This is a genomic window from Roseateles saccharophilus (assembly GCF_031458095.1).
GTDB lineage: Bacteria > Pseudomonadota > Gammaproteobacteria > Burkholderiales > Burkholderiaceae_C > Pelomonas > Pelomonas saccharophila_A.
Window position 1 is genome coordinate 2035072 of record NZ_JAVDXU010000001.1, and the last position, 20353, is coordinate 2055424.

At 70.6% G+C, this 20353-nt stretch carries 13 protein-coding genes; 10 read left to right on the forward strand and 3 right to left on the reverse strand.

What is annotated here, in order from left to right:
- The first annotated feature begins 1 nt into the window (after position 1).
- Genes J2X20_RS09410 through J2X20_RS09430 form a run of 5 tightly spaced genes read left to right on the forward strand, consistent with a single transcriptional unit; the run spans position 2 to position 8239 of the window.
- A complete protein-coding gene (locus J2X20_RS09410) occupies positions 2-1966 on the forward strand; it encodes an ATP-binding response regulator (protein WP_310263705.1) in 1965 nt (654 codons plus the stop codon).
- Between the two features lie 37 nt (positions 1967-2003).
- A complete protein-coding gene (locus tag J2X20_RS09415) occupies positions 2004-2972 on the forward strand; it encodes a GGDEF domain-containing response regulator (RefSeq protein WP_310263708.1) in 969 nt (322 codons plus the stop codon).
- Entirely contained in the window at positions 2969-3940 is a 972-nt protein-coding gene (locus tag J2X20_RS09420) for a diguanylate cyclase domain-containing protein (RefSeq protein WP_310263711.1), read from the forward strand. The genes J2X20_RS09415 and J2X20_RS09420 overlap by 4 nt, the downstream gene beginning before the upstream one ends.
- 54 nt (positions 3941-3994) lie before the next feature.
- The gene (locus J2X20_RS09425) at positions 3995-4975 is read left to right on the forward strand and encodes an ABC transporter substrate-binding protein (protein ID WP_310263714.1); all 981 of its coding nucleotides are present in this window, start codon (positions 3995-3997) and stop codon (positions 4973-4975) included.
- A gap of 6 nt (positions 4976-4981) precedes the next feature.
- Complete coding sequence (locus tag J2X20_RS09430; protein WP_310263717.1) at positions 4982-8239, forward strand: ATP-binding protein; 3258 nt, start codon at positions 4982-4984, stop codon at positions 8237-8239.
- Here the strand turns inward: J2X20_RS09430 and J2X20_RS09435 are convergent.
- On the reverse strand, positions 8211-9221 hold the full coding sequence (locus J2X20_RS09435) for a sensor domain-containing diguanylate cyclase (protein WP_310263719.1): 1011 nt from the start codon (positions 9219-9221) through the stop codon (positions 8211-8213). The two genes, J2X20_RS09430 and J2X20_RS09435, sit on opposite strands and share 29 nt — an antisense overlap.
- A gap of 125 nt (positions 9222-9346) precedes the next feature.
- Here J2X20_RS09435 and J2X20_RS09440 point away from each other — a divergent pair, with 125 nt between their 5' ends.
- Genes J2X20_RS09440 through J2X20_RS09450 form a run of 3 tightly spaced genes read left to right on the forward strand, consistent with a single transcriptional unit; the run spans position 9347 to position 14968 of the window.
- Positions 9347-10657 (forward strand): hypothetical protein, encoded by a 1311-nt coding sequence (locus tag J2X20_RS09440; protein WP_310263722.1) that lies wholly within the window; start codon positions 9347-9349, stop codon positions 10655-10657.
- 13 nt (positions 10658-10670) lie between these two features.
- A complete protein-coding gene (locus J2X20_RS09445; protein WP_310263723.1) occupies positions 10671-12122 on the forward strand; it encodes a cell wall hydrolase in 1452 nt (483 codons plus the stop codon).
- 20 nt (positions 12123-12142) lie between these two features.
- On the forward strand, positions 12143-14968 hold the full coding sequence (locus tag J2X20_RS09450) for a C40 family peptidase (protein ID WP_310263724.1): 2826 nt from the start codon (positions 12143-12145) through the stop codon (positions 14966-14968).
- Positions 14969-14978: 10 nt separating this feature from the next.
- Here the strand turns inward: J2X20_RS09450 and J2X20_RS09455 are convergent, their stop codons facing one another.
- A complete protein-coding gene (locus J2X20_RS09455; RefSeq protein ID WP_310263727.1) occupies positions 14979-15455 on the reverse strand; it encodes an Lrp/AsnC family transcriptional regulator in 477 nt (158 codons plus the stop codon).
- Positions 15456-15565: 110 nt separating this feature from the next.
- Between J2X20_RS09455 and J2X20_RS09460 the strand changes: the two genes are divergently transcribed.
- Both J2X20_RS09460 and J2X20_RS09465 read left to right on the forward strand, forming a co-directional pair.
- On the forward strand, positions 15566-19102 hold the full coding sequence (locus tag J2X20_RS09460; protein WP_310263729.1) for an indolepyruvate ferredoxin oxidoreductase family protein: 3537 nt from the start codon (positions 15566-15568) through the stop codon (positions 19100-19102).
- 106 nt (positions 19103-19208) lie between these two features.
- Positions 19209-19760 (forward strand): pyridoxamine 5'-phosphate oxidase family protein, encoded by a 552-nt coding sequence (locus tag J2X20_RS09465; protein ID WP_310263731.1) that lies wholly within the window; start codon positions 19209-19211, stop codon positions 19758-19760.
- Here J2X20_RS09465 and J2X20_RS09470 read toward each other — a convergent pair whose 3' ends face one another.
- Positions 19761-20306 (reverse strand): DinB family protein, encoded by a 546-nt coding sequence (locus J2X20_RS09470; protein WP_310263733.1) that lies wholly within the window; start codon positions 20304-20306, stop codon positions 19761-19763. It abuts the gene before it with no gap.
- Between the last annotated feature and the right edge of the window lie 47 nt (positions 20307-20353).

The following is a 20353-nucleotide window of genomic DNA, read 5'->3' on the forward strand; positions in this document are numbered from 1 at the left end:
CATGATGAACGCCACCACGACGGGTCCCAGGCTCGCACCCGCGCGCCCCAGTCCCCGTGCCATCTGGCGCCCCGCCGCCGCCACGGCCCGCACGCCCGCCGAGCGCGCCTGCCTCATCCACCTCCTCGTCGTCGACGACGACGTGGCCGTCATCGAATACCTGGGCCAGCTGCTCAAGGGCTTCGCCCAGGTCAGCTTCGCCACCAATGGCGAGGACGCCCTGCGCCTGGCCGAGCTGCACCGTCCTGACCTCGTGCTGCTCGACGTCGACCTGCCCGGCCTGGGTGGCTTCGAGGTCTGCCGCCGCCTGCGCGCCACGCCCGGCCTCGCCGACCTGCCCATCATCTTCGCGACCTCGCATGCCGACCCCGGCACCGAGGCCGAGGCCCTGCAACTCGGCGCCAATGACTTCCTGCACAAGCCCTTCGACGACGTGCAGGTGCTGGCGCGGCTGCGCACCCAGCTGCGCGCGGCCGCCAACGAGCGGCCCGACCGGCCCGAGGCCAGTGGCCCGGGCCGCACCCGCATCCTCATCATCGACGACGACGCGACCAGCATCCAGCTCGTGCGCAGCCTGTTGGCCGACGTCGGCGAATGCCATTTCGCGCTGAACGGCGCCCAGGCCCTGACCCTGGTCGGCGAGCTCAGGCCCGACCTCATCCTGCTGGACGTCGACCTGCCCGACAGCGACGGCTTTCGCGTCTGCAAGCAGCTGCGCGCCGACCCCGAATTCGGCCAGGTGCCCATCATGTTCCTGACCAGCTCCAGCACCATCGGCCACGAGGCCCGCGCCCTGGCCCTGGGCGGCGACGACTTCGTGCGCAAGCCCTTCAGCGCGCCGGTGCTGTGCGCCCGCGTGCGCCGCCTCGTCGACCGCAAGCGCTCGCTGGAGCGCTATCTCGACCAGGTCGACCACCGCCACCGCCAGATCAGCGACGGCCGTGTCGCCGCCGTCGTCGAGGCCTGCAAGGACGCCATCGTCGTGGCCGACACCCAGGGCCGCATCGTCATGGCCAACGCGGCCGCCTGCACCCTGCTCGGCCTGACGGCCGAGGCGCTGGATCGCGCCCGGCTGGCCGAGCTGCTGGTCAGCGACGCCGACGGCCACGACTGCGTGCGCCTTTCCAGCGGCCAGCGCATCCCCGTCGAGGTCAGCACCTCGACCGAAGGCCTGGGCGCCGACGCGCTGACGCTGCACGTGCTGCGCGACACCCGCGAGCGCGACCAGGCCCTGGCCACGGCCCGCCGCCAGACCGAGGCCGCCGCCGCGCGCCGCGCGACCGCGTCCATGCTCTCCTACATCGCCCACGAGATCGGCAACCCCGTCAATGTCATCAAAGGCTTTGCCCAGCTGATGCAGGCCGAGCGCATGAGCGCGAGCCAGGTCGACAAGCTGGCCCATATCCTCGACGCCGTCGGCCGCCTCTCCGGCCTGCTGGCCGATGTCACCGACGTTGCGCGCATGGAGTCGGGCCAGTTCCACGTCGAGCTGCGGGACGTCGAGCTCAAGGCCCTGGTCGAGCAGGCCTGCGAGCCCGCGGCCGCCCAGGCCGCCGCCGTCGGCATGCAGCTCGACACCCCGCCGCCGACGCCCCCGCTGCGCGTGCGGGCCGACGCCCGGCGCCTGCGCCAATGCCTGGACAACCTGCTGTCCAACGCCATCAAGTACGCCGGCGACGGCAGATGCATCGAGGTCGAGGTCGAGGCCCGCGGCAAGGAGGTGGCCCTGGCCGTCCAGGACCATGGCTGCGGCCTCAGCGAAGACCAGCTCGCCCACCTCTTCGAACCCTATAACCGCCTCGGCCGCGCCGGCGGCAGCATCCCGGGCACGGGCCTGGGGCTGACACTGACGCGCGACCTCGTCCAGGCCATGGGTGGCCGCCTGGAAGTGCACAGCCAAGTCGGCCGCGGCTGCCGCTTCGAGATCCTGCTGGCGGCCTGCCAGCCCACAGACACCCAAGACTAGCCCGCCGTCACCGCGCGGCCTCACAATGGGTCGCGTCATGCCATTGGCCATTCCCAGCTCCATCCGTCCCGCCGCCCCCAGCCCATTGGCCAGCCGGGTGGACAGCCTGCTGCCGGCCCTGGCGGATGCCCGCGTGCTGCTCGTCGATGACGACCCGGGCATGATCCAGATGCTGGGCCGGCTGCTGTCGGGCTACACCCAGTTGCGCTTCGCGATGGACGGCGTCCAGGCCCTGGCCATCGCCCAGACCTGGCAGCCGGAGCTGGTGCTGCTGGACGCCGAGATGCCGGTCATGGACGGCTTCGAGGTCTGCCGCCGCCTCAAGGCCGATCCGCTGCTGGCCGAGGTGCCCGTGATCTTCGTCACCCAGCACACCGACGCCCGCGTCGAAGCGGTCGTCTTCGAGCTCGGCGCGGCCGACTTCGTCGCCAAGCCCGTCGCCGGCCCGGCCCTGCGCGCCCGCGTCGCCATGCAATTGCGCCTGCACCGCACCGCCCAGCACCTGGTGCGCCTGTCCCGCCGCGATGCCCTGACCGGCCTGGTGGAACGCGCCCAGTTCGACGAGGAACTGGAACTGGAATGCCGCCGCGCCCGTCGCAGCGGTCAGCCCCTGGCCCTGCTGCTGGCCAGCCTGCAAGGCCTGGCCGCCTATCTGGAGCGACACGGCCGCGGCGCCGCCGACAACGCGCTGCGTCACGTCGCCGGCCTGGCCCAGCAGGCCCTGCGGCGTCCGGCCGACCTGGTCGCCCGCCATGGCGAGAATGTCTTCGCCCTGCTGCTGCCCGACACCACGGCCGCCGGCGCAGCCGCCCTGGCACAGCGGCTGCAGCAGGCCTTGGCCAGCGAAAGCGAGCTGGGCCTGGCCATAGGCATAGGCCTGCTGGCCGGCGACGGCGACCCGGCCTTGGCAGCCGACGCCGCCCTGGCAGCCGCCTGCGCCGGCCCTGCCAGCGTCTACATCTGCGCCGCCACCGCTGACGGCCACGAGCCGCCCTTCGCCACATGAAGCTGCCCGCGCCCGACAGCTGGCCGGCCGAGCTGGGTACGCGCCACAGCATCCTCCTCGTCGACGACGACGCCGCCAGCGTGCAAGTGCTGGCCCGCATGCTCAACGGCCTGGGCGAGGTGCGCTTCGCCCTGTCCGGCGAGGATGCGCTGCGCCTGGCCCGCGAAAGTCCGCCCGATCTCATCCTCGTCGACGCCGAGATGCCGGGGCTGTCCGGCTTCGAGGTCTGCACCGCCCTGCACGCCGACGCACGCCTGGCCGACGTGCCCGTCATCATCATCACCGGCCACACCGAGGTGGCCGTCGAAGTGGCCGGCTTCGCCGCTGGCGCGGCCGACTTCATCCGCAAGCCACCGGTGGCCGAGGTCGTCGTCGCTCGCGCCCGCACCCAGCTGCGCCTCAAGGCCCTGGGCGATGCGCGGCGCACCTCGGCCCTGGCCGACGGCCTGACCGGCCTGGCCAACCGCCGCCGCTTCGACCAGGACCTGCACCTCGAATGCGAGCGCGCCCGCCGCAGTCACGGGAGCGTCGCCCTGCTGCTCATCGACGTCGACCACTTCAAGCGCTACAACGACCGCTACGGCCATGTCGCCGGAGACGCCTGCCTGCGCGAGATCGCCGCCGCCATCCGGGCCTGCATACGCCGCTCGGCCGATCTGGCGGCGCGCTATGGCGGCGAGGAATTCGCCGCGCTGCTGCCGCAGACCGACGCGGCCGGCGCCCGCTCCATGGCCCAGCGCATCGTCGACGCCATCGCCGCCCTGGCCCTGCCGCATGCCGACGGCGGGCCGAGCGGCCTCGTCAGCGTCTCGGTCGGCTGGGCCGCGGCACGGCCCGACGAGGATGCCGACGTCGTGCGCACCCGCGGCGAATCCCTGGTCGAGGCCGCCGACCGCAGCCTCTACGCCGCCAAGGCCGCGGGCCGCAACCGCGTGGGCGAAGCCAGCGAGGCGCATGCCGGTGCCTGAGCGCGGGCCGCTGCTTCGCGGCGATGATCACGCGTCGCCAGACAGGGCCCCGACATGCTGCTGACTTCTCGCTCCCTATCCCGGCTCGGCCACTGGGCCGCCGGCCTGCTGACGGGCCTGGTCGCCATGGCCGCCCACAGCGCCCCACTGGTCATGGCCATCGGCGATTCGACGCTGTTCGCGCCCCTGCAGCTCGCCGCCCAGGAAGGCTTCTTCGCGGCCGAGGGCCTGGAGGTGCAGGTCATCGGCTGCATCAACGGCCGGCGCTGCCTCAAGCACCTGACCGACGGCGAGGCCCAGGTCGCGACCGTGGCCGACACGCCCATGGTCTTCGCCCTGCACGCCGGCCACCGCTTCGACATCATCGCCACCTTCGGCTCCTCTTCGCGGGACACGGCCCTGGTGGCACGCACCGACCGCGGCATCGCCAAGCCGGCCGATCTGGCTGGCAAGCGCATCGGCGTCGTGCGCGGCACCAGCGCCCATTACTTCACCAATGTCTTCCTGCTCGTCAACGGCGTGCCGCGCGACTCGGTCAACCTTGTCTTCATCGACCCCATCCGCGGTGCCGAGCCGCTGCTGCGCGGCGAGGTCGATGCGGCCGGCCTGTACCGCCCCACCGGCCCCCAGGCCCTGGAGCAACTCGGGGCCAAGGGCGTGCAGCTGCCCACGCTGCGGCCCTATACCGTCATGGTCAACCTCGTCGCCCAGCCCGGCCTCAGCCAGGACACGCTGCTGCGCCTGCTCAAGGCCGCACAGCGCGGCGTGGCCCTGCTCAACGGCCAGCCGGGCCGCGCCCACGAACTGCTCGGCGCGCGCTGGAAGCTCGACGCCCGCCATGCCGCCGCCCAGCTCGACGGTTATGAATTCCGCCTCAGCCTGGACCAGACCCTGCTGTCGACGCTGGAGGCCGAGTCGCGCTGGGCCGTGCGCGAGGGCCTGGTGGAGAGCCGAGCCGTACCTGACTATCTGGAGCTGATGCGAGTGGAGCCGTTACGCGCCCTCGATCCCCGCGCCATGACCATCGTCAAATAAGCCGCCATGCGTCTGCGCCCGGCCCTGATGACCTGCGTGATCGCCGCGATGCTGGTGGTCGGCGCGCGGCTGACCACCATCGCCATCGAGCGCGAGGCCTCCGAACGCAACGATGCCCAGCGCACGACGGTCGAGGTCATCGCCCGCGACGCCGCCGGCCTGCTGGTGCTGACCCAGGACTACGGCCTCTACCGCAGCGAACGCGCCGCCCGGCAGTGGAACCTGCTGCACAAGCGCCTGAGCGGTGCCCTGGCCGACTACGCCGCCGCCGATGCGGCCAGCGCGGAACAGGTGGGGGACCTGCAGGACACCGCCCGCGGCCTGCCGCAGATCTTCGCCACCCTGCGACAGGCCTCGCAGATCCCGGCCTCCGATGCCGACGGCGTGGCCCGTCGCGAGATGCTGACCGACCAGCTCGTCAACGAGACGCGCCGCGTCAGCGACGGCGCCTTCGAGCTGTCGCGCAACCTCGTCGAGTCGCGGCGCCGCGACGCCGTGCACCAGCGCTGGCTGGCCGTCGCCACCCAGACCACGCTGCTGACCTTGACCCTGGTGCTGGCCGGCCTGCTGCTGCGCCGGGTGCTGGCGCCCATCGACAGGCTGCGCAGCGTGGCCAAGGCCGTCGAGGGCGGGGACTTGGCCGCCCGCAGCAGCCTGACGAGCAGGGACGAACTCGGCCAGCTGTCACAGGCTCTGGACGCCATGACGGCCGCCCTGCAGCAGCGCGACACGGCCCTGCGCGAGTCCAACCGCCAGCTCGAACGCAACGAGGCCTTCCTGGAGCGCGCCGGTCAGATGGCTGGTGTCGGCGGCTGGGAGCTGGATCTGGCCAGCGGCCGGCTGAGCTGGACGGCCCAGGCGCATGCCATCCACCACCTGCCGCCGGACGCCGGGCTCGACGCCGAGGCGGTGCTGCGCGGCCTCATGCCCGAGTCCGGGCAGAAGCTGCGCGAGGCCATGGGCACCGCGGCGCGCAGCGGCGAGGGCTGGGACCTGGAGCTGGAGCTGCGGGCACCGGACGGCCAGTTGCGCTGGCTGCATTCCGTCGGTGCCGCCGAAAGCGAGGCGGGCCGCGTCGTGCGGCTGGTCGGTGCGGTGCAGGACGTCACCGACAGCCGGGCCGCCGCCGACAAGCTGCGCCGCGCGCTGCTGGCCGCCGATGCCGCCAGCGCCGCCAAGAGCGATTTCCTGGCCAATATGAGCCATGAGATCCGCACGCCGATGAACGCTGTCATGGGCCTGTCCTTCCTGCTCGAGCGCACCCCGCTGGACGCGGCCCAGCGCGACCTGCTGGCCAAGATGAACAGCGCCAGCCGCTCGCTGCTGGACGTCATCAACGCGGTGCTGGACCTGTCCAAGATCGAGGCCGGCGAGATGGTGCTGGAGACCATGCCCTTCGACCCGCGTGCCCTGCTGCGCGACATCGCCAGCCTGTTCCAGCCGCAGGCGCAAGCCAAGGGTGTGGCGCTGACGCTGGACCTGGACACCCGAGTGCCGCCCCTGCTGCAGGGCGACGCGGCGCGGCTGCGGCAGATCGTCAGCAACCTCGTCTCCAACGCCGTCAAGTTCACCGCCGAGGGCGAGGTGGCCCTGCAACTGCGCTGCGCCGATGCGCAGGCCCGCCCGCTGCAGCTGGAGATCGCCGTGCAGGACAGCGGCATCGGCATTCCGGCCGAAGCGCTGTCGCGCATCTTCACGCCCTTCACCCAGGCCGACAGCTCCACCTCGCGCCGCTACGGCGGCACCGGCCTGGGCCTGTCCATCGTCAGGCAGCTGTGCGAGCTGATGGGCGGCCAGGTCGGCGTCAGCAGCAGCCCGGGCGCCGGCACGCGCTTCGTCGTGCGCCTGCCGTTCGAACCCGCGCAGGGCCTGGCGCCGGCCGCGCGGCCCCTGAGCCTGCTGCTGGCAAGCGACGACGCCACCCAGCGCGATGCCCTGCAACGCCTGTGCACCGACCTCGGCTGGCAGGTGGACACCCTGGGCAGTGCTGAGGCGCTGTCCCGCGGCCTGGAGCTCAAGGCGCCCGATCTGGTGCTGCTCGACCACCGCCTGCTGCAGCCCGTGGCCGAGGCCGAGCGGCAGGTCCTGCAGGCCCGCCTGGCCACGCGGCCCTGCGTGCTGATGAGCCGCAGCGCCGGCGTGGGCCAGCTGCGCCTGCCGGCCGATGTGTCGGCCCTCTTCGATGCGGTGCAGGCCGCCCTGGCCGGGCACGATGCGGCCCAGCCCCTGCTTTACGGCGTCGACGGCGCCTCGGCCGTGCTGCGCCTGCCCGGCGTACGCGTGCTGGTGGCCGACGACAGCCCCATCAACCTCGAGGTGGTTCGGCGCATCCTGGAGCAGGAAGGGGCCATCGTCACCCTGGCCCAGGACGGTGCCGTCGCCGTCGCGCAGCTGCGCGCCGCACCCACCGGTTTCGATGCCGTGCTGATGGATGTGCAGATGCCGGTGCTCGATGGCCTGGCCGCGGCGCGCAGCATCCGCACCGAGTTGGGCCTGCGGCAGTTGCCCATCCTCGCGCTGACCGCCGGCGCCCTGCTCAGCGAGCGCCACCGCGCGCTGGACGCTGGCATGAACGGTTTCATCAGCAAGCCCTTCGACCCGGCCGGCCTCGTGCAGCTGCTGCGCGAGCAGGTCGAAGCCGCCCAGGGCCGGCGCCTGCCCGTCGCCGCGCGCACCGCCGAGGCGCCGACCGATCAGGCCTGGCCGGCGCTGGACGGCATCGACAGCGACGAGGCCAGCCAGCGCATGCAGGGCGATGTGGACTTCTACGCGCGGCTGCTGGAGCGCCTGCTGGACGAGTTCGCCGACCTGATGACGCAGCCGGCGATGGAGGCCACCCAGGCGGCGGCCCGGCTGCACAAGCTCGGCGGCAGTGCCGGCCTGCTGGCCGCCCGCGCCCTCGGCAAGGCCGCCCAGCGCGGCGAGATCCGGGCCCGCGCCGGCGAGGACTTCAGTGCCGAACTGGCCGAGGTGGCGCAGCGCCTGGCAGCGCTGGCGGCGCAGGCCCGGCCCTGGCTGCAAGGCCGCCGGCCCGCGACCGCGCCGACCGCCAGCGCGCCACTGGACGCTCAGGCGCTGGCGCGATTGAAGCAGGCCTTGCAGGCCCAGGATCTGGCTGCACTGGATCAGTTCAAGCCCCTCGCGCCGGCGCTGCGCGCGGCCTGCGGCGAGGCGGGCTTCGAGCGGCTGAGCCGCGCGCTGCACCGGCTGGATTTCGCTGCCGCGCTGGAGGCCCTCAGCCCTGCTGGCGCCGCGTCAGCTTGACGCGGTACATCGCCGCGTCGGATTCCCTCAGCACCTGTTCGCTGTCGACCTGGTTGGGGTCCAGGCAGGCCACGCCGACACTGGCGCCGGCATAGTCGATGGGCGTGCCGCCCGCCACATGCCGGCCCACGGTGGCCATGGCCAGCCGCTGCTGCAGCAGGCGCGCCGCCGCGGCACCATCCTCGCCCAGCTTGGGCCCCAGGCCGATGACGACGAACTCGTCGCCGCCCATGCGGGCCAATACATCGCCACCGCGCAGGGCCGCCTGCAGCCCGGCGGCCACCGCGCGCAGGAACTCGTCGCCGGCGTCGTGGCCGCGGGTGTCGTTGATCTGCTTGAAGCCGTCCAGGTCGATGGCGCCGGCCAGCAGCCAGCTGGCGGTGCGCTGGGCCAGGGCGCGCAGCCGGGTCAGCTCCAGCATCAGCGCGCGGCGGTTCGGCAGGCCGGTCAGTGCATCGGTCAGGGCCTGGGTCTTGAGATCGGCATTGGCCCGCTGCAGCTTCTCGACGAGGCGCTCACGCTCCACATGCTGCTCGATGAGTCGGGCGAACAGGCGCAGCGCCTGCTCGGCCATGGGCGCCATCGGCAGGCGCTGCGAGCTGGCCGCGCACAGCGTGCCGTAGAGGGCGCCATCGTCTGTGCGCACCGGCGTGCTCACATACGTCTGGATGCCGAGGTCGCGCGCCGCGCCGGAGTCGCCCCAGACGCCGGCCACGTCGTCGGAATAGGGCCGGTTCTCGTCCAGGGCGCGCTTGCACAGGGTGTCGCCCCAGGGCACGGACAGGCCTTCGGGAATTTGCAGGTTCCTGGAGTTGCGCGCATAGACGACATGCTGCAGGCCCTCGGCGAGGTCGACGGTCGTCAGATAGGTGGACTCCAGGCCGGTCACAGCCTCCAGCAGCTCCAGCAGCGGCCGGGTCAGGTCTTCGAGGGTGCGCGCAGAGGTGACGGAGTCGGAAAGCTGGGCGAAGAAGGAATCCATTGCAGGCGGCGGGTGACAACGAGCCGACTGTAGTCATACCGGCACGCAACCGCCAAGACGCACTCAGCTCGACCGCTGGGGCCGGGTCTTGCCGTCGGACAGGCCGGCACTCATCAGTTCTGGTGATGTGTGCCGACATCCGCCTGACCATCATCGGCCGACATCTCACCAGGGGAATCACCATGCAGGCTTGCAGGCGGGTGCGTTGGACACCGATCGCGGCGGCGGTGTCAATGGTCGCAGCGCTGGGCGCCTGCACGCTGCTGCAGCCGACGCCTGCGGTCGACGGCCAAGGGTTGCTGTCTACCTGGCATGCCTCGGCGGCGGCCAGCGCGGCGTCGGGCATGTCCGTCGCCACCGCGCCCTGCCTCGAGGACGACTCCCGGCTCGACCCCGCCTGCTTCGCCTTCGGCATGGGTGCCGTGTGGGACCGGCAGGAGACGCGGCGCCGCGACATGCTCGGCGGCGCCCGCGAGGTGGTGAACCTGCAGTCGGCCTACAGCACGTTGATGTTCCCGATCGGCGCCGCGGCGGTGCACGAGAAGTTGCGCGGCGCGCCCAATCGCGCCCTGCTGCTGCCGGCCGTCGTAGGCTCGGCCGTCTACGGCATGCTGGGCGCCGGAATCCCGGAACGCGACAAGATCTATATCGGCGCAGCGGGGCAGATGCAGTGCTCCCTCGTTTGGCACGGCCAATGGCTGTATCGCCAGGGCGAGGTTGCCGAAATCGATCGAGTGCTCAAGCGGCTGGACGAGCGCCTGAGCTGGTTCCAGCTGCTACGCACGACACTGGTGCTCAAGGGCAAGGGTCCGGGCGCAGGGCCGGCCGGCGCGCTGGAACGCGAGAAGACCGCCGCGGCATCGCCGGGCAAGGACGACAGCAAGGCCGTGCTGCAGAAGCTCGACCAGCAGGCGCAGGTGGCTCGCTCGACTCTGCAGGCGTTGCGCGACCTGCGCCGCGACATCCGGCGTGCCGTCGTTTCACTGAGCCAGGACGGCGACCAGATCGAGGCGCTGATGATCCAGGCACTGGCGGAGAAGCGCCCCCCCCTGACGGCATTCGACCCGCTGAAGGTCGGCAAGGCGCTACTGGACTCCAGCAGCAAGCTGGCACAACTGCAGGGGGGCGAGGATGCCGCCCCGGTGATGGCAACGCTGACTGCCGGCGACTTCGCCGCGGGCTTGAGCGTGCTCAGCATCAATGCGCTCGGCGATTTCCTGGCCAAGGCGGGTGCGCCACTGACTGTGGCTTGGGCAGAGGCGCAGTCGCTGCTGAACGAGCAACTGCTGCGCACCCGGCAGGTGGTGGACGCGGCCGAGGGCCTGCCCTGCGCGGACTCCACGCTGGCCCGCATGAAGAAGCTGCCGGCCAAGACGGCGGTTCCGGCGAAGCCGGCCAGCGACGGCACGACGACGACGCCCCTGGCGAAGTCCTGAGGAAGCGAGTCATATGACTTTGCCCATTCCCCACTCTGCGGCCCGCGGCCTGTCGCCCTGGCAGGAGTTCAAGCGCCTGGGCCATTGCCTGGCCGGCCGCGGCGGCGGCCCCGACTGGGCTGTCTCCGAAGCCCTGAACGCCTTGTGGCTGACGCTGCCCGGCCCCGGCCATGCCCTGCCCCGGCTGCATGTCGCCGTGCGCGACGGCGTACCGCTATCGGCACTGCCGGCGCGCTGGACATTGCCCGGCACGGCTGAGGCGCTGCCGCTGGTGCGCGTGCGCGCGCCGCGGGCCTGCCTGCAATCCGCACCGGAATTGCGGCCCCGGGCGCGCCCGGCGCTGGTGGGCAGTGCCACGGCGCTGCTGCGCGCCCAGGATGGCGGCCGCAGCTATCTGTTGACCTGCGCCCATGTGGCGGTGCCGGACCTGCTGCGCGGTTTCGGCGACGAAGTGGACCTGTCGCATGCCAGCGCGACGGGGCGCTGCTCGGTCGTGGACTGGCGGCCGGCGCCGCAGGCGGGCACGGAGCATTCGGCGGTGGACGCGGCGCTGCTGTCCCTCGATCCACAGACGCTGCTGGCGCTGCAGACCGATGGCGGACTCCTGCCCAGCGGGCTGGCCGGCCGGGCACTGGCCGATCAGGCCGTCTCCATGCGCAGCCATCGCGGGGACTTTCCGGGGCAGCTGAAGGTGTACTGGAGCGGTCCGGTAGACCTGCCGGGCGTCACGCCCGGCGTGGCGGACTATTTCCTGGATCGCGCCATCGGCTACTGCTGCAGCTCGCGCTCGGGCGACAGCGGCGCCGCGGTGTGGGACACATCCGACCGGCTGCTGGGCATGCACCTGGCCGGCATCGATGGTGTGGGCAGTGGCGAGCCCAATGCAATCTACGGGCCGATTGCGCCAGTGCTGGAAGCATTCCGCGTACGCCCCTGGCTGCGCGGCGGGCAGCTTGCGGATGTGGAAATGCCGGCCATCGTACCCGCCCGGCCTTCGAACCTGGCCGCAGTGGCGGGCGTGACGCGCGCTGGCTCCGCACCCACGGTCTCGTCCACCACCCTGAGCGACCGCGAGGTCGTGGCCTGCACGCTGTGGGGCGAGGCACGCAACCAGGGCGAACGCGGCATGCGCGCCGTGGCCAGCGTCATCGCCAACCGCTGGCACAGCCACTATCGCCGGCGGCAGTCGGCCCGCGAGGTGTGCCTGGATCCCTGGCAGTTCAGCTGCTGGCTCAAGAACGACCCCAACCTGCCGCGCATGCTGGCGGTGGCGCGCCAGCCGGACGCGCCCTACCAGCAGGCGCTGGCCCTGGCCGACCCACTGCTGCAGGGCACGCTGCAGGACATCACGCAAGGCGCGCGCCACTACTTCGCGGTGACGCTGCGCAAGCCACCGGCCTGGGCCGCCGGCAAGTCGCCCTGCGCCGTGATCGGCGACCACCTCTTTTTCAACGACGTCGACTGACGTCGGCAGCGAGACAAAGCATGGACAACGTCATCCTCGATGTGGTGCTGGGACTGCTGCTCATCTACCTGGTGCTGGCGCTGCTGGCGAGCAAGGTGCAGGAGATGTGGTTCGGGCAGATGCGCAGCGGCCGCACTCGCAATCTTCACAAGATGCTGCAGGAAGCCGTGGGCCATGACGGCTCGCTGAAGGACAAGATCCTCGCCAACCCGAGCATCTTCGCGCTGTCCGAGGGCAACAAGAAGGTCGCCACGCCCGGCTTCTGGTCAGCCCAGGGGCCGTCGGCCATCCCGCCCGACCTGTTCGCGCGCGCCTTGCTGGTCGCGCTGTACGACGACCCGCAGCACAGCCATCCGAGCAAGATCTACACGCCCGAGGCTTTCGTGCGCAACAAGGCGCCGGCCGTGGCTGCGGGCGCGGGCGAGCCCGGATCGGTGTGGAGCACGTTGCGGGCCCTGCTGCCCGGCTATGAAGCCGACTGGTCGGGCTTCGAGGCAGCCATCGCCGACTGGTTCAAGGCAGTGGGCGAACGGGCTGACGGCTGGTACCAGCGCTATGCGCAGAACCGCTCGCTGTGGGTGGCACTGGCATTGGCCGTGGTGCTCAATGTCGACACCTTCGTCCTCAGCGACCGCCTGGCCAACGACCCCGAGCTGCGGCGCAGCCTGTCCACCCTCGCCCAGAACGTGAACGCGCTCTTCCAGCAGGAGCAGGCCGCGCAGCGGGGTGAGGCAGCGCCTGCTACTCCACCAGCTGCGCTGGCGCCCGACCTGCGGGCGGGCAAGGCGCTGGACCAGGCCGCCACGTTGATCACCTCGGCCTATGGCGACGTGGCGAAGTTCGATACCAACTTCGCGCTCATGGGCGACAGGAAGTCCACCAACGCGGTCGTTGGCGAATGCGCGAAGGCCAGCACCACGCCGAAGGAAATTCTCAACCCGGACCGCCAACCCAGCAGCAACGTCTTCCTGAGCAACCCCATCAACTGGCTCTATCTGATCCCGACGCTGCAATCCGAGATCCAGATCCTGCGCCGCCCCGTCCGGATCCAAGGTGACGCCGCCCAGGACCCCACGCGCGACAAGATCTCGCTGGTCAGCATCCACGACTGCATTGCCCGCATGTCCGGCCTGGTGGACCTGGTGGCCAAGCGGCAGGCGGCGGGCAGCAGCGCCCGCGAAAATCTGAACGGCGCTGTCACGCAGCTGAAGCTGGCCGTGGACGCGCTACGCGAATGGCTGGCGGACACCTCGGTGCCGCTGTCGTTCAAGCGGCTGTTCCAGACCGATCCCGAGGCCTTCATCCGCTGCAGCCAGGACCCGACGGTCAGCCGCGATAGCCTGCGCCAATGCGTGCTGGCCGCCCAGACCGGGCGCGTCAACCTGCCATTCGGCTGGGGCGATGCCAACCGGCGCCTGTCGTTGTGCCATGTGGAGGTGGAGTCGGCGCCGCCGGTGGTCGTCGTGGCCGCGGGCGCGAGCGCGGCCAGCACACCGGCCTTGAACACCCCCGCGCAGCGCGGCATGAGCGACAGCCTGTGTGGCGAGCACTGGCGCTTCGACGGCAACCCGGCCCTGCGCCTGCCCCGCATGCAGCTCGCCGGCCCGGACGCCTGGCGCTGGCTGCTGCTGGTGCTGGGTCTGGCCTGCACGGCCCTGTTCGTCGCACTGGGCGCGCCCTTCTGGTTCGACGTGCTGGGCCGGGTGGTGAAGCTGCGCGCCGCGGGCTCCAAGGCGCGGGAAGACGCATTGACCACACCCGACAACGCCGCCGCAACGGCCAAGAAGGCAGGCTCTGGCGCGGCCGAGGACGACGCCGACCCGTCCTTTGCGCCAGAACGAAATGTGCTCGAGAAGATCCTCACCGCCGCCGACCTGCTGGCGCTGCAGGCCGTGCTGCAGGTGCCGCGCACCGGCCAGCTGGACAAGGCCACGCGGGCGGCCATCGAGACCGTCAGCCCCAAGCTCGGCCTGCCGGCGACCGACGAGGTGACGCTGGTGCTGTTCCAGCAGCTCGTCGGGCGACTGCCCGAGGGGCTGGGTTCGCTGAACTCGCCGTCGGCGAGCATGAAGCTGGGGGCCGCGGATGTCCGCAGCCCGCAGGTGTCCTGGGAGCTGATGCGGTTGACGGCCTTCCCGAACCGCATCGCCCCGCCGCCTCCCAAGGTGACGGACGATCTGCGCGCGTTGGCCGTGCTTTGGCGCTACAAGCGCGAGGTCACGGCAGGCCAAGCCTTGCCCAACCTCACCGTCGCAACCGATGCCAACACGCGCGGCAAGCTCGACGAGATCACCGCAGCCGACGTGAGCCTGCTGCTGAGCGGCAATGCGGTGCCGGCCTTTGCCCGCGAAGCCGCGCCCTGGATGGACTGGGCGTTGGGTGAACTGGGGCAGCGCGAGGCACAGAGCCCGGCGGCGACAACGCGCGCCGCCAGCAACCCGCGCATCCTGGAGTATTTCGCAGCCTGTGGCGACAACGTCAGCGCCGAAGACGTCGCCTGGTGTGCCGCCTTCGTGAGTTGGGTGCTGCAGCGCCATCAGGTCGTCGACCTCGGGCAGGCCGCGGCGCCGGGCAACGCGGGCTCCAAGTTCTTCGGCGGGCCAGGCAGCACCTTCGGCTCCGCTCCCCAGCCGCAGTGGCGAGCGGGCGATGCGTGGCCGCCGACGGCGGTCGCCAGCGGCGACGTCGTCACCCTGGCCCAGGCAGCGCGAGGTGTCGTCGATCACGTCGGCTTCTACATGGGCAGCAACGCCACCCACGTCTGGGTGCTGTCCGGCAATTTCTCGAACCGCGTGGGCATCGACAGCTTCCCGATGGGCCAGATCGTCGAGATCCGCCGGCCCTGAGTGCGCCAGGCTATCCGGCGCCCACCGGCAGGGCGGTTTCGTACTTGACCTCCCGCAGCACCACGTTGCTGCGCACGCTGCTGACGCCCGGCAGCTTGAAGATGTGCTGCTGCAGGAAAAGGTCGTAGGCCTTCATGTCGGCGGCGACGACCTTGATGACGTAATCGGCCTCGCCGGTGATGGCATGGCATTCGATGATCTCGCGCCGCGTGGCGATGAGCTGCTCGAACTGCTCGACCGCGCCTTCGCTGTGCCGCACCAGGCTGACATGGGCCAGCACGAGGATGGACAGGCCGATCTTCTCGCGGTCCACCAGCACGACCTGGCCGCGGATGACGCCGCGGTCCTCCATGTCCTTGACGCGCCGCCACACCGGTGTGGCCGACAGGCCGACCTGCTCGGCCAGGGCCTGGGTCGACAGCCGCGCATCGGTCTGCAGAGCCTCCAGGATCAGCAGGCTGGCGCGGTCGAGTGGGTTTTGTTCCATGAAATGCCTCTTTGGAGAAGAATCATCTCATCGGACTGGCGCCGACCCGGCAATGAGGCAAGTTCTTCCGCCGCCGGGAGGGAAGAATTTCCCGCCCCGAAGGAGACACGATGGCCGACACCCCCGCCCTGCGCCCTTACCAGCTCAGCGACAACCTCGCAGCCGACAGCGGCGCCGTCTTCCTGACCGGCACCCAGGCCCTGGTGCGCCTGCTGCTGGCCCAGAAGAAGCAGGACGAGCGCGCCGGCCTGAACACGGCCGGCTTCGTTTCCGGCTACCGCGGCTCGCCGCTGGGCATGGTCGACCAGCAGCTGTGGAAGGCCAAGAAGTTCCTGGAGAAGGCCCACATCGAATTCCTGCCCGCCATCAACGAGGACCTGGCCGCCACGGCCTGCCTCGGCGTGCAGCGCGTGGCCCTGGACCCGCAGCGCACCGTCGATGGCGTGTTCGCGATGTGGTACGGCAAGGGCCCGGGCGTGGACCGCTCGGGCGATGCGCTCAAGCATGGCAACGTCTATGGCACATCGACGCAGGGCGGCGTGCTGGTGGTCTGCGGTGACGACCATAGCTGCGTGTCCAGCAGCACGCCCCACCAGAGCGACCAGGCCCTGCAGGCCTGGAGCATGCCCCTCGTGCACCCGGCCAATGTGGCCGAGTACCTGGAGTTCGGCCTCTATGGCTGGGCCTTGAGCCGCTTCTCGGGCGCCTGGGTCGGCTTCAAGGCCATCTCCGAGGTCGTGGAGAGCGGCATGACGGTGGACCTGGACGCCGTGCCGCTGGATTTCGAGCACAAGGTCGACTACACCGCGCCCACCAACCTGCACATCCGCTCCGTCGACCTGCCCTCGCTGGAGCTGGAATCGCGCCTGGCGCACAAGCTGGATGCGGTGAAAGCCTTCGCCAAGGTCAACAGCATCGACAAGCACATCGTCACCAGCCCCGCCGCCACGCTGGGCATCGTGACCGTGGGCAAGGCGCATTACGACTTCATGGAGGTGCTGCGCCGCCTCGACCTGGACCCCAACGCGCTGGCCGCGGCCGGTGTGCGGGTCTACAAGGTGGGCCTGGTGTTCCCGCTGGAGCCGACGCGCATCACGGAGTTCTGCTCCAACCTCACCGACGTGCTGGTCATCGAGGAGAAGGGCCCGGTCGTCGAGCGCCAGATCAAGGAGCTGCTCTACCACCTGCCCGACTTCCAGCGCCCGCGCGTCGTCGGCAAGACGGATGAGCATGGCTGCGCGGTGCTGAGCGCCCTCGGCGAGCTGCGCCCCAGCCGCATCATGGGCACGGTGGCCGACTGGCTGGCGCGCCTGAACCCCGCCCTGGACCGCCGCCACCTCGTCGTCGACTTCCTGACGCCCCAGCTGCTGTCCAACGCCGCCGACGCGGTGCGCCGCCAGCCCTATTTCTGCTCGGGCTGCCCGCACAACACGTCGACGAAATTGCCTGAGGGCTCGCGGGCCCTGGCCGGCATCGGCTGCCACTTCATGGCGAGCTGGATGGAGCGCGGCACCTCCGGCCTGATCCAGATGGGCGCCGAGGGCGTGGACTGGGCCGCGCATAGCCGCTTCACGACCGAGAAGCATGTCTTCCAGAACCTGGGCGACGGCACCTACTACCACTCGGGCTATCTGGCCATCCGCCAGGCCATCGCGGCCAAGACCAACATCACCTACAAGATCCTCTACAACGACGCCGTCGCGATGACCGGCGGCCAGCCGGTGGACGGCCAGACCAGCGTGCCGCAGATCGCGCGCCAGGTGGAGGCCGAGGGCGTCAAGCGCCTGGTGGTGGTGTCCGACGAGATCGGCAAGTACGACGGCCATCATGGCCTGTTCCCGGCCGGCACGACCTTCCACGACCGCAGCGAGCTGGACGCGGTGCAGCGCGAACTGCGCGAGATTGAAGGCGTCACGGTGCTGATCTACGACCAGACCTGCGCCGCCGAGAAGCGCCGCCGCCGCAAGAAGAAGGAATTCCCGGATCCGCCCAAGCGCATCTTCATCAACGAAGCCGTCTGTGAAGGCTGCGGCGACTGCGGCGTGGCGAGCAACTGCCTGTCGGTCGTTCCGGTCGAGACCGATTGGGGCCGCAAGCGCGCCATCGAGCAATCGAGCTGCAACAAAGACTTTTCCTGCGTCAACGGCTTCTGCCCGAGCTTCGTCTCCGTGCACGACCCGGTGCTGAAGAAGAAGGCCGGAGCCAGTTACACCGCCCAGGATCTGGCGCGTGAACTCGCGGCCATCCAGCCGCCCACGCCCTGGCAGTGGACGGGACCGTTTGACCTGCTGGTCACCGGCGTTGGCGGCACCGGCGTCGTCACCGTGGGCGCGCTGGTGTCCATGGCCGCCCATCTGGAAGGCAAGCAGGCCTCGGTGCTGGACTTCATGGGCTTTGCGCAGAAGGGTGGCGCGGTGCTGTCCTTCGTGCGCGTGGCGCCGACGCTGGACCTGCTCAACCAGGTGCGCATCGACACCCAGCAGGCCGACGTGCTGCTGGCCTGCGACATGGTGGTCGGCGCCTCGCCCGACGCGCTGGGCACGGTCAAGGCCGGCCGCACCGTCATCCTGGCCAACACGCACGAGCTGCCCACGGCCGGCTTCGTGCGCAACCCGGACGCCTCGTTGCAGGGCGACTCCCTGCTGGCCAAGATGAAGTTCGCAGTCGGCGAGCACGGCGCGCTGGACACGATTGATGCGCAGGACATCTCGCAGCGCCTGATGGGCGACACCCTGCCCAGCAACATCATCATGCTGGGCGCCTGCTGGCAGCGCGGGCTCATCCCTGTCAGTGAAGCCGCGCTGATGCGCGCCATCGAGCTGAACGGCGTCGCCGCCGAGGCCAACAAGACCGCCTTCGCGCTGGGCCGCCTGGCCATCGCCGCACCCGACGCCATCCAGCGCCTGGCCGGCGACGTCAATGTGGTGAAGCTCTTCAACTTCGACCAGCTCGACGGCCCCGATGGCCTCATCGCGCGCCGCGCGCAGTTCCTGACCGACTACCAGGACGCCGCCTACGCCCAGCGCTACCGCGCCCTGGTCGAGCGTGTACGCGCGGCCGAGTCCACCCTCGGCAAGGGCCAGCGCCTGACCCAGGCCGTGGCCCGCTACTACGCCAAGCTGCTGGCCATCAAGGACGAGTACGAGGTCGCGCGCCTGTACACCGACGGCCGCTTCGAGAAGGCCATGAAGGACCAGTTCGAGAACTGGGAGCGCCTGTCCTTCCACCTCGCCCCGCCGCTGATCTCCAGGCCCGGCGCCGATGGCCGTGCGAAGAAGATCGAGCTCGGCTCCTGGACCTTCACCGCCTTCAAGTGGCTGGCGAAGTTCAAGGGCCTGCGCGGCGGCGCGCTGGACATCTTCGGCAAGACCGAGGAGAGGCGCATGGAGCGCCAGCTGATCGTCGACTACGAGAAGCTGGTTGACGAGGTGCTGGTCTCACTGACGGCCGACAACCTCAACACCGCCGTCGAACTGGCCCGCTTGCCCGAGAAGATCCGCGGCTATGGCCATGTGAAACACGCCAATGTCGTCGCCGTGAAGAAGCAGTGGCAGGCCCTGCTGGACCGCTTCCACGACCGCGCGGTCGAGGTGGGGGCTCAGCCGGTGGCGATGCCGGTGCGGGTCAAGGGTGTGGCGGAGCTGTGAGCGCCACGCGCCGTTTGCCCTGACAGCCGCGTGGCGTGATGGCTGACATGGCCCGCCGTGGGTGCAGCCTATCTTGAGGGGACCATCGCTTTGCAAGGAGTCCCCCATGGCCACCCCTATCCTGAATCCCTCGAGTCAGGACATGCATCCCACCCACGCCCGGGATGCCGATGCCTTCCACGATCGCTCCGGCGCTGAAGCCCTCGAGAAGATCCGCGAGGTCGTGAAGAAGGCCGACACCTGCTTCCTCGTCACGCATGGCGGCGTGCGCCCGATGGGTGTGCGCGAAATCGACGACGACGGCACGATCTGGTTCCTCAGCGACAAGCACAGCCACAAGAACGCCGAGATCGAGGCCAACCCGGAGGTGGAGCTGTATTTCCAGGCCAGCGAACATTCCGGCTTCATGCACCTGAGCGGCCAGGCGGCGGTGCTGCACGACAAGGCCCTCATCGACAAGCTCTGGACGCCGCTGGCCCGCGTGTGGTTCGAGCAGGGCAAGGACGACCCCTGCGTCAGCGTCATCCGCGTGCAGCCCACGCAGGGCCAATACTGGGACAACAAGCACGGTGACGCCGTCGCTGGCGTGAAGATGCTGATCGGCGCGGCTGTCGGCAAGCAGTTTGACGACGGCGAGGTCGGGACCCTCAAGCCCTGATCAGACGGGCTCCACCCACCCCAGCGCCGCCATGTCGGCGCTGCGGTGAACGTTGTCGCCGAGCAGGATGAAGTCATCCAGCTGCGGCGGCTTCACCGTCGTGCCGGCCAGCATCGCATGCGCCTGGCCGCGGTGATGGGTCTGGTGCATGAAGAGATGGGCCAGCACCCGCCCGACCGGCTCGCGCGGGCCGTTCTCGATACCGGCGCCGCGGTCGAAGGCGACGATGCGTTCCTCGTCGCCGGCGGTCAGCCCTGCGCAGAAGGCGATCAGCCGGGCGTCGCTCTCGTCCTGCCGAGCCGCCAGTTCGGCCGCCGTACTGGCGGGCACATAGCTGGCCCAGATGCTGCGCATGGCCGCATCGCCCTGCAGGGCCGCGATGTAGTAGTGATCCACGTTCAGCACATGGTTCAGTGTCAGCGCGAGGCTGGGAAAGAAGCTGGTGCGCGGCGCCTGGAAATCGGCATCGGACAGCGTTGCCACGGCGGCCAGCAGGCGGCGGTTGGCCAGCCGGTTGGCGCGGGCCTGGATGAGGAAGAGGTTCATGCCGGACATTGTGCGCGGACGGCTCCGCCATGGGGCTGACGGCGCGG

Excerpts from the sequence above, each read along its gene's own strand:
- J2X20_RS09435 (WP_310263719.1), bottom strand. The coding sequence starts at position 9,221 with ATGGATTCCTTCTTCGCCCAGCTTTCCGACTCCGTCACCTCTGCGCGC.
- J2X20_RS09465 (WP_310263731.1), top strand. The coding sequence starts at position 19,209 with ATGGCCACCCCTATCCTGAATCCCTCGAGTCAGGACATGCATCCCACC.
- J2X20_RS09460 (WP_310263729.1), top strand. The coding sequence starts at position 15,566 with ATGGCCGACACCCCCGCCCTGCGCCCTTACCAGCTCAGCGACAACCTC.
- J2X20_RS09440 (WP_310263722.1), top strand. The coding sequence starts at position 9,347 with ATGTGTGCCGACATCCGCCTGACCATCATCGGCCGACATCTCACCAGG.
- J2X20_RS09410 (WP_310263705.1), top strand. The coding sequence starts at position 2 with ATGATGAACGCCACCACGACGGGTCCCAGGCTCGCACCCGCGCGCCCC.
- J2X20_RS09420 (WP_310263711.1), top strand. The coding sequence starts at position 2,969 with ATGAAGCTGCCCGCGCCCGACAGCTGGCCGGCCGAGCTGGGTACGCGC.
- J2X20_RS09430 (WP_310263717.1), top strand. The coding sequence starts at position 4,982 with ATGCGTCTGCGCCCGGCCCTGATGACCTGCGTGATCGCCGCGATGCTG.
- J2X20_RS09470 (WP_310263733.1), bottom strand. The coding sequence starts at position 20,306 with ATGAACCTCTTCCTCATCCAGGCCCGCGCCAACCGGCTGGCCAACCGC.
- J2X20_RS09455 (WP_310263727.1), bottom strand. The coding sequence starts at position 15,455 with ATGGAACAAAACCCACTCGACCGCGCCAGCCTGCTGATCCTGGAGGCT.
- J2X20_RS09450 (WP_310263724.1), top strand. The coding sequence starts at position 12,143 with ATGGACAACGTCATCCTCGATGTGGTGCTGGGACTGCTGCTCATCTAC.
- J2X20_RS09445 (WP_310263723.1), top strand. The coding sequence starts at position 10,671 with ATGACTTTGCCCATTCCCCACTCTGCGGCCCGCGGCCTGTCGCCCTGG.
- J2X20_RS09425 (WP_310263714.1), top strand. The coding sequence starts at position 3,995 with ATGCTGCTGACTTCTCGCTCCCTATCCCGGCTCGGCCACTGGGCCGCC.
- J2X20_RS09415 (WP_310263708.1), top strand. The coding sequence starts at position 2,004 with ATGCCATTGGCCATTCCCAGCTCCATCCGTCCCGCCGCCCCCAGCCCA.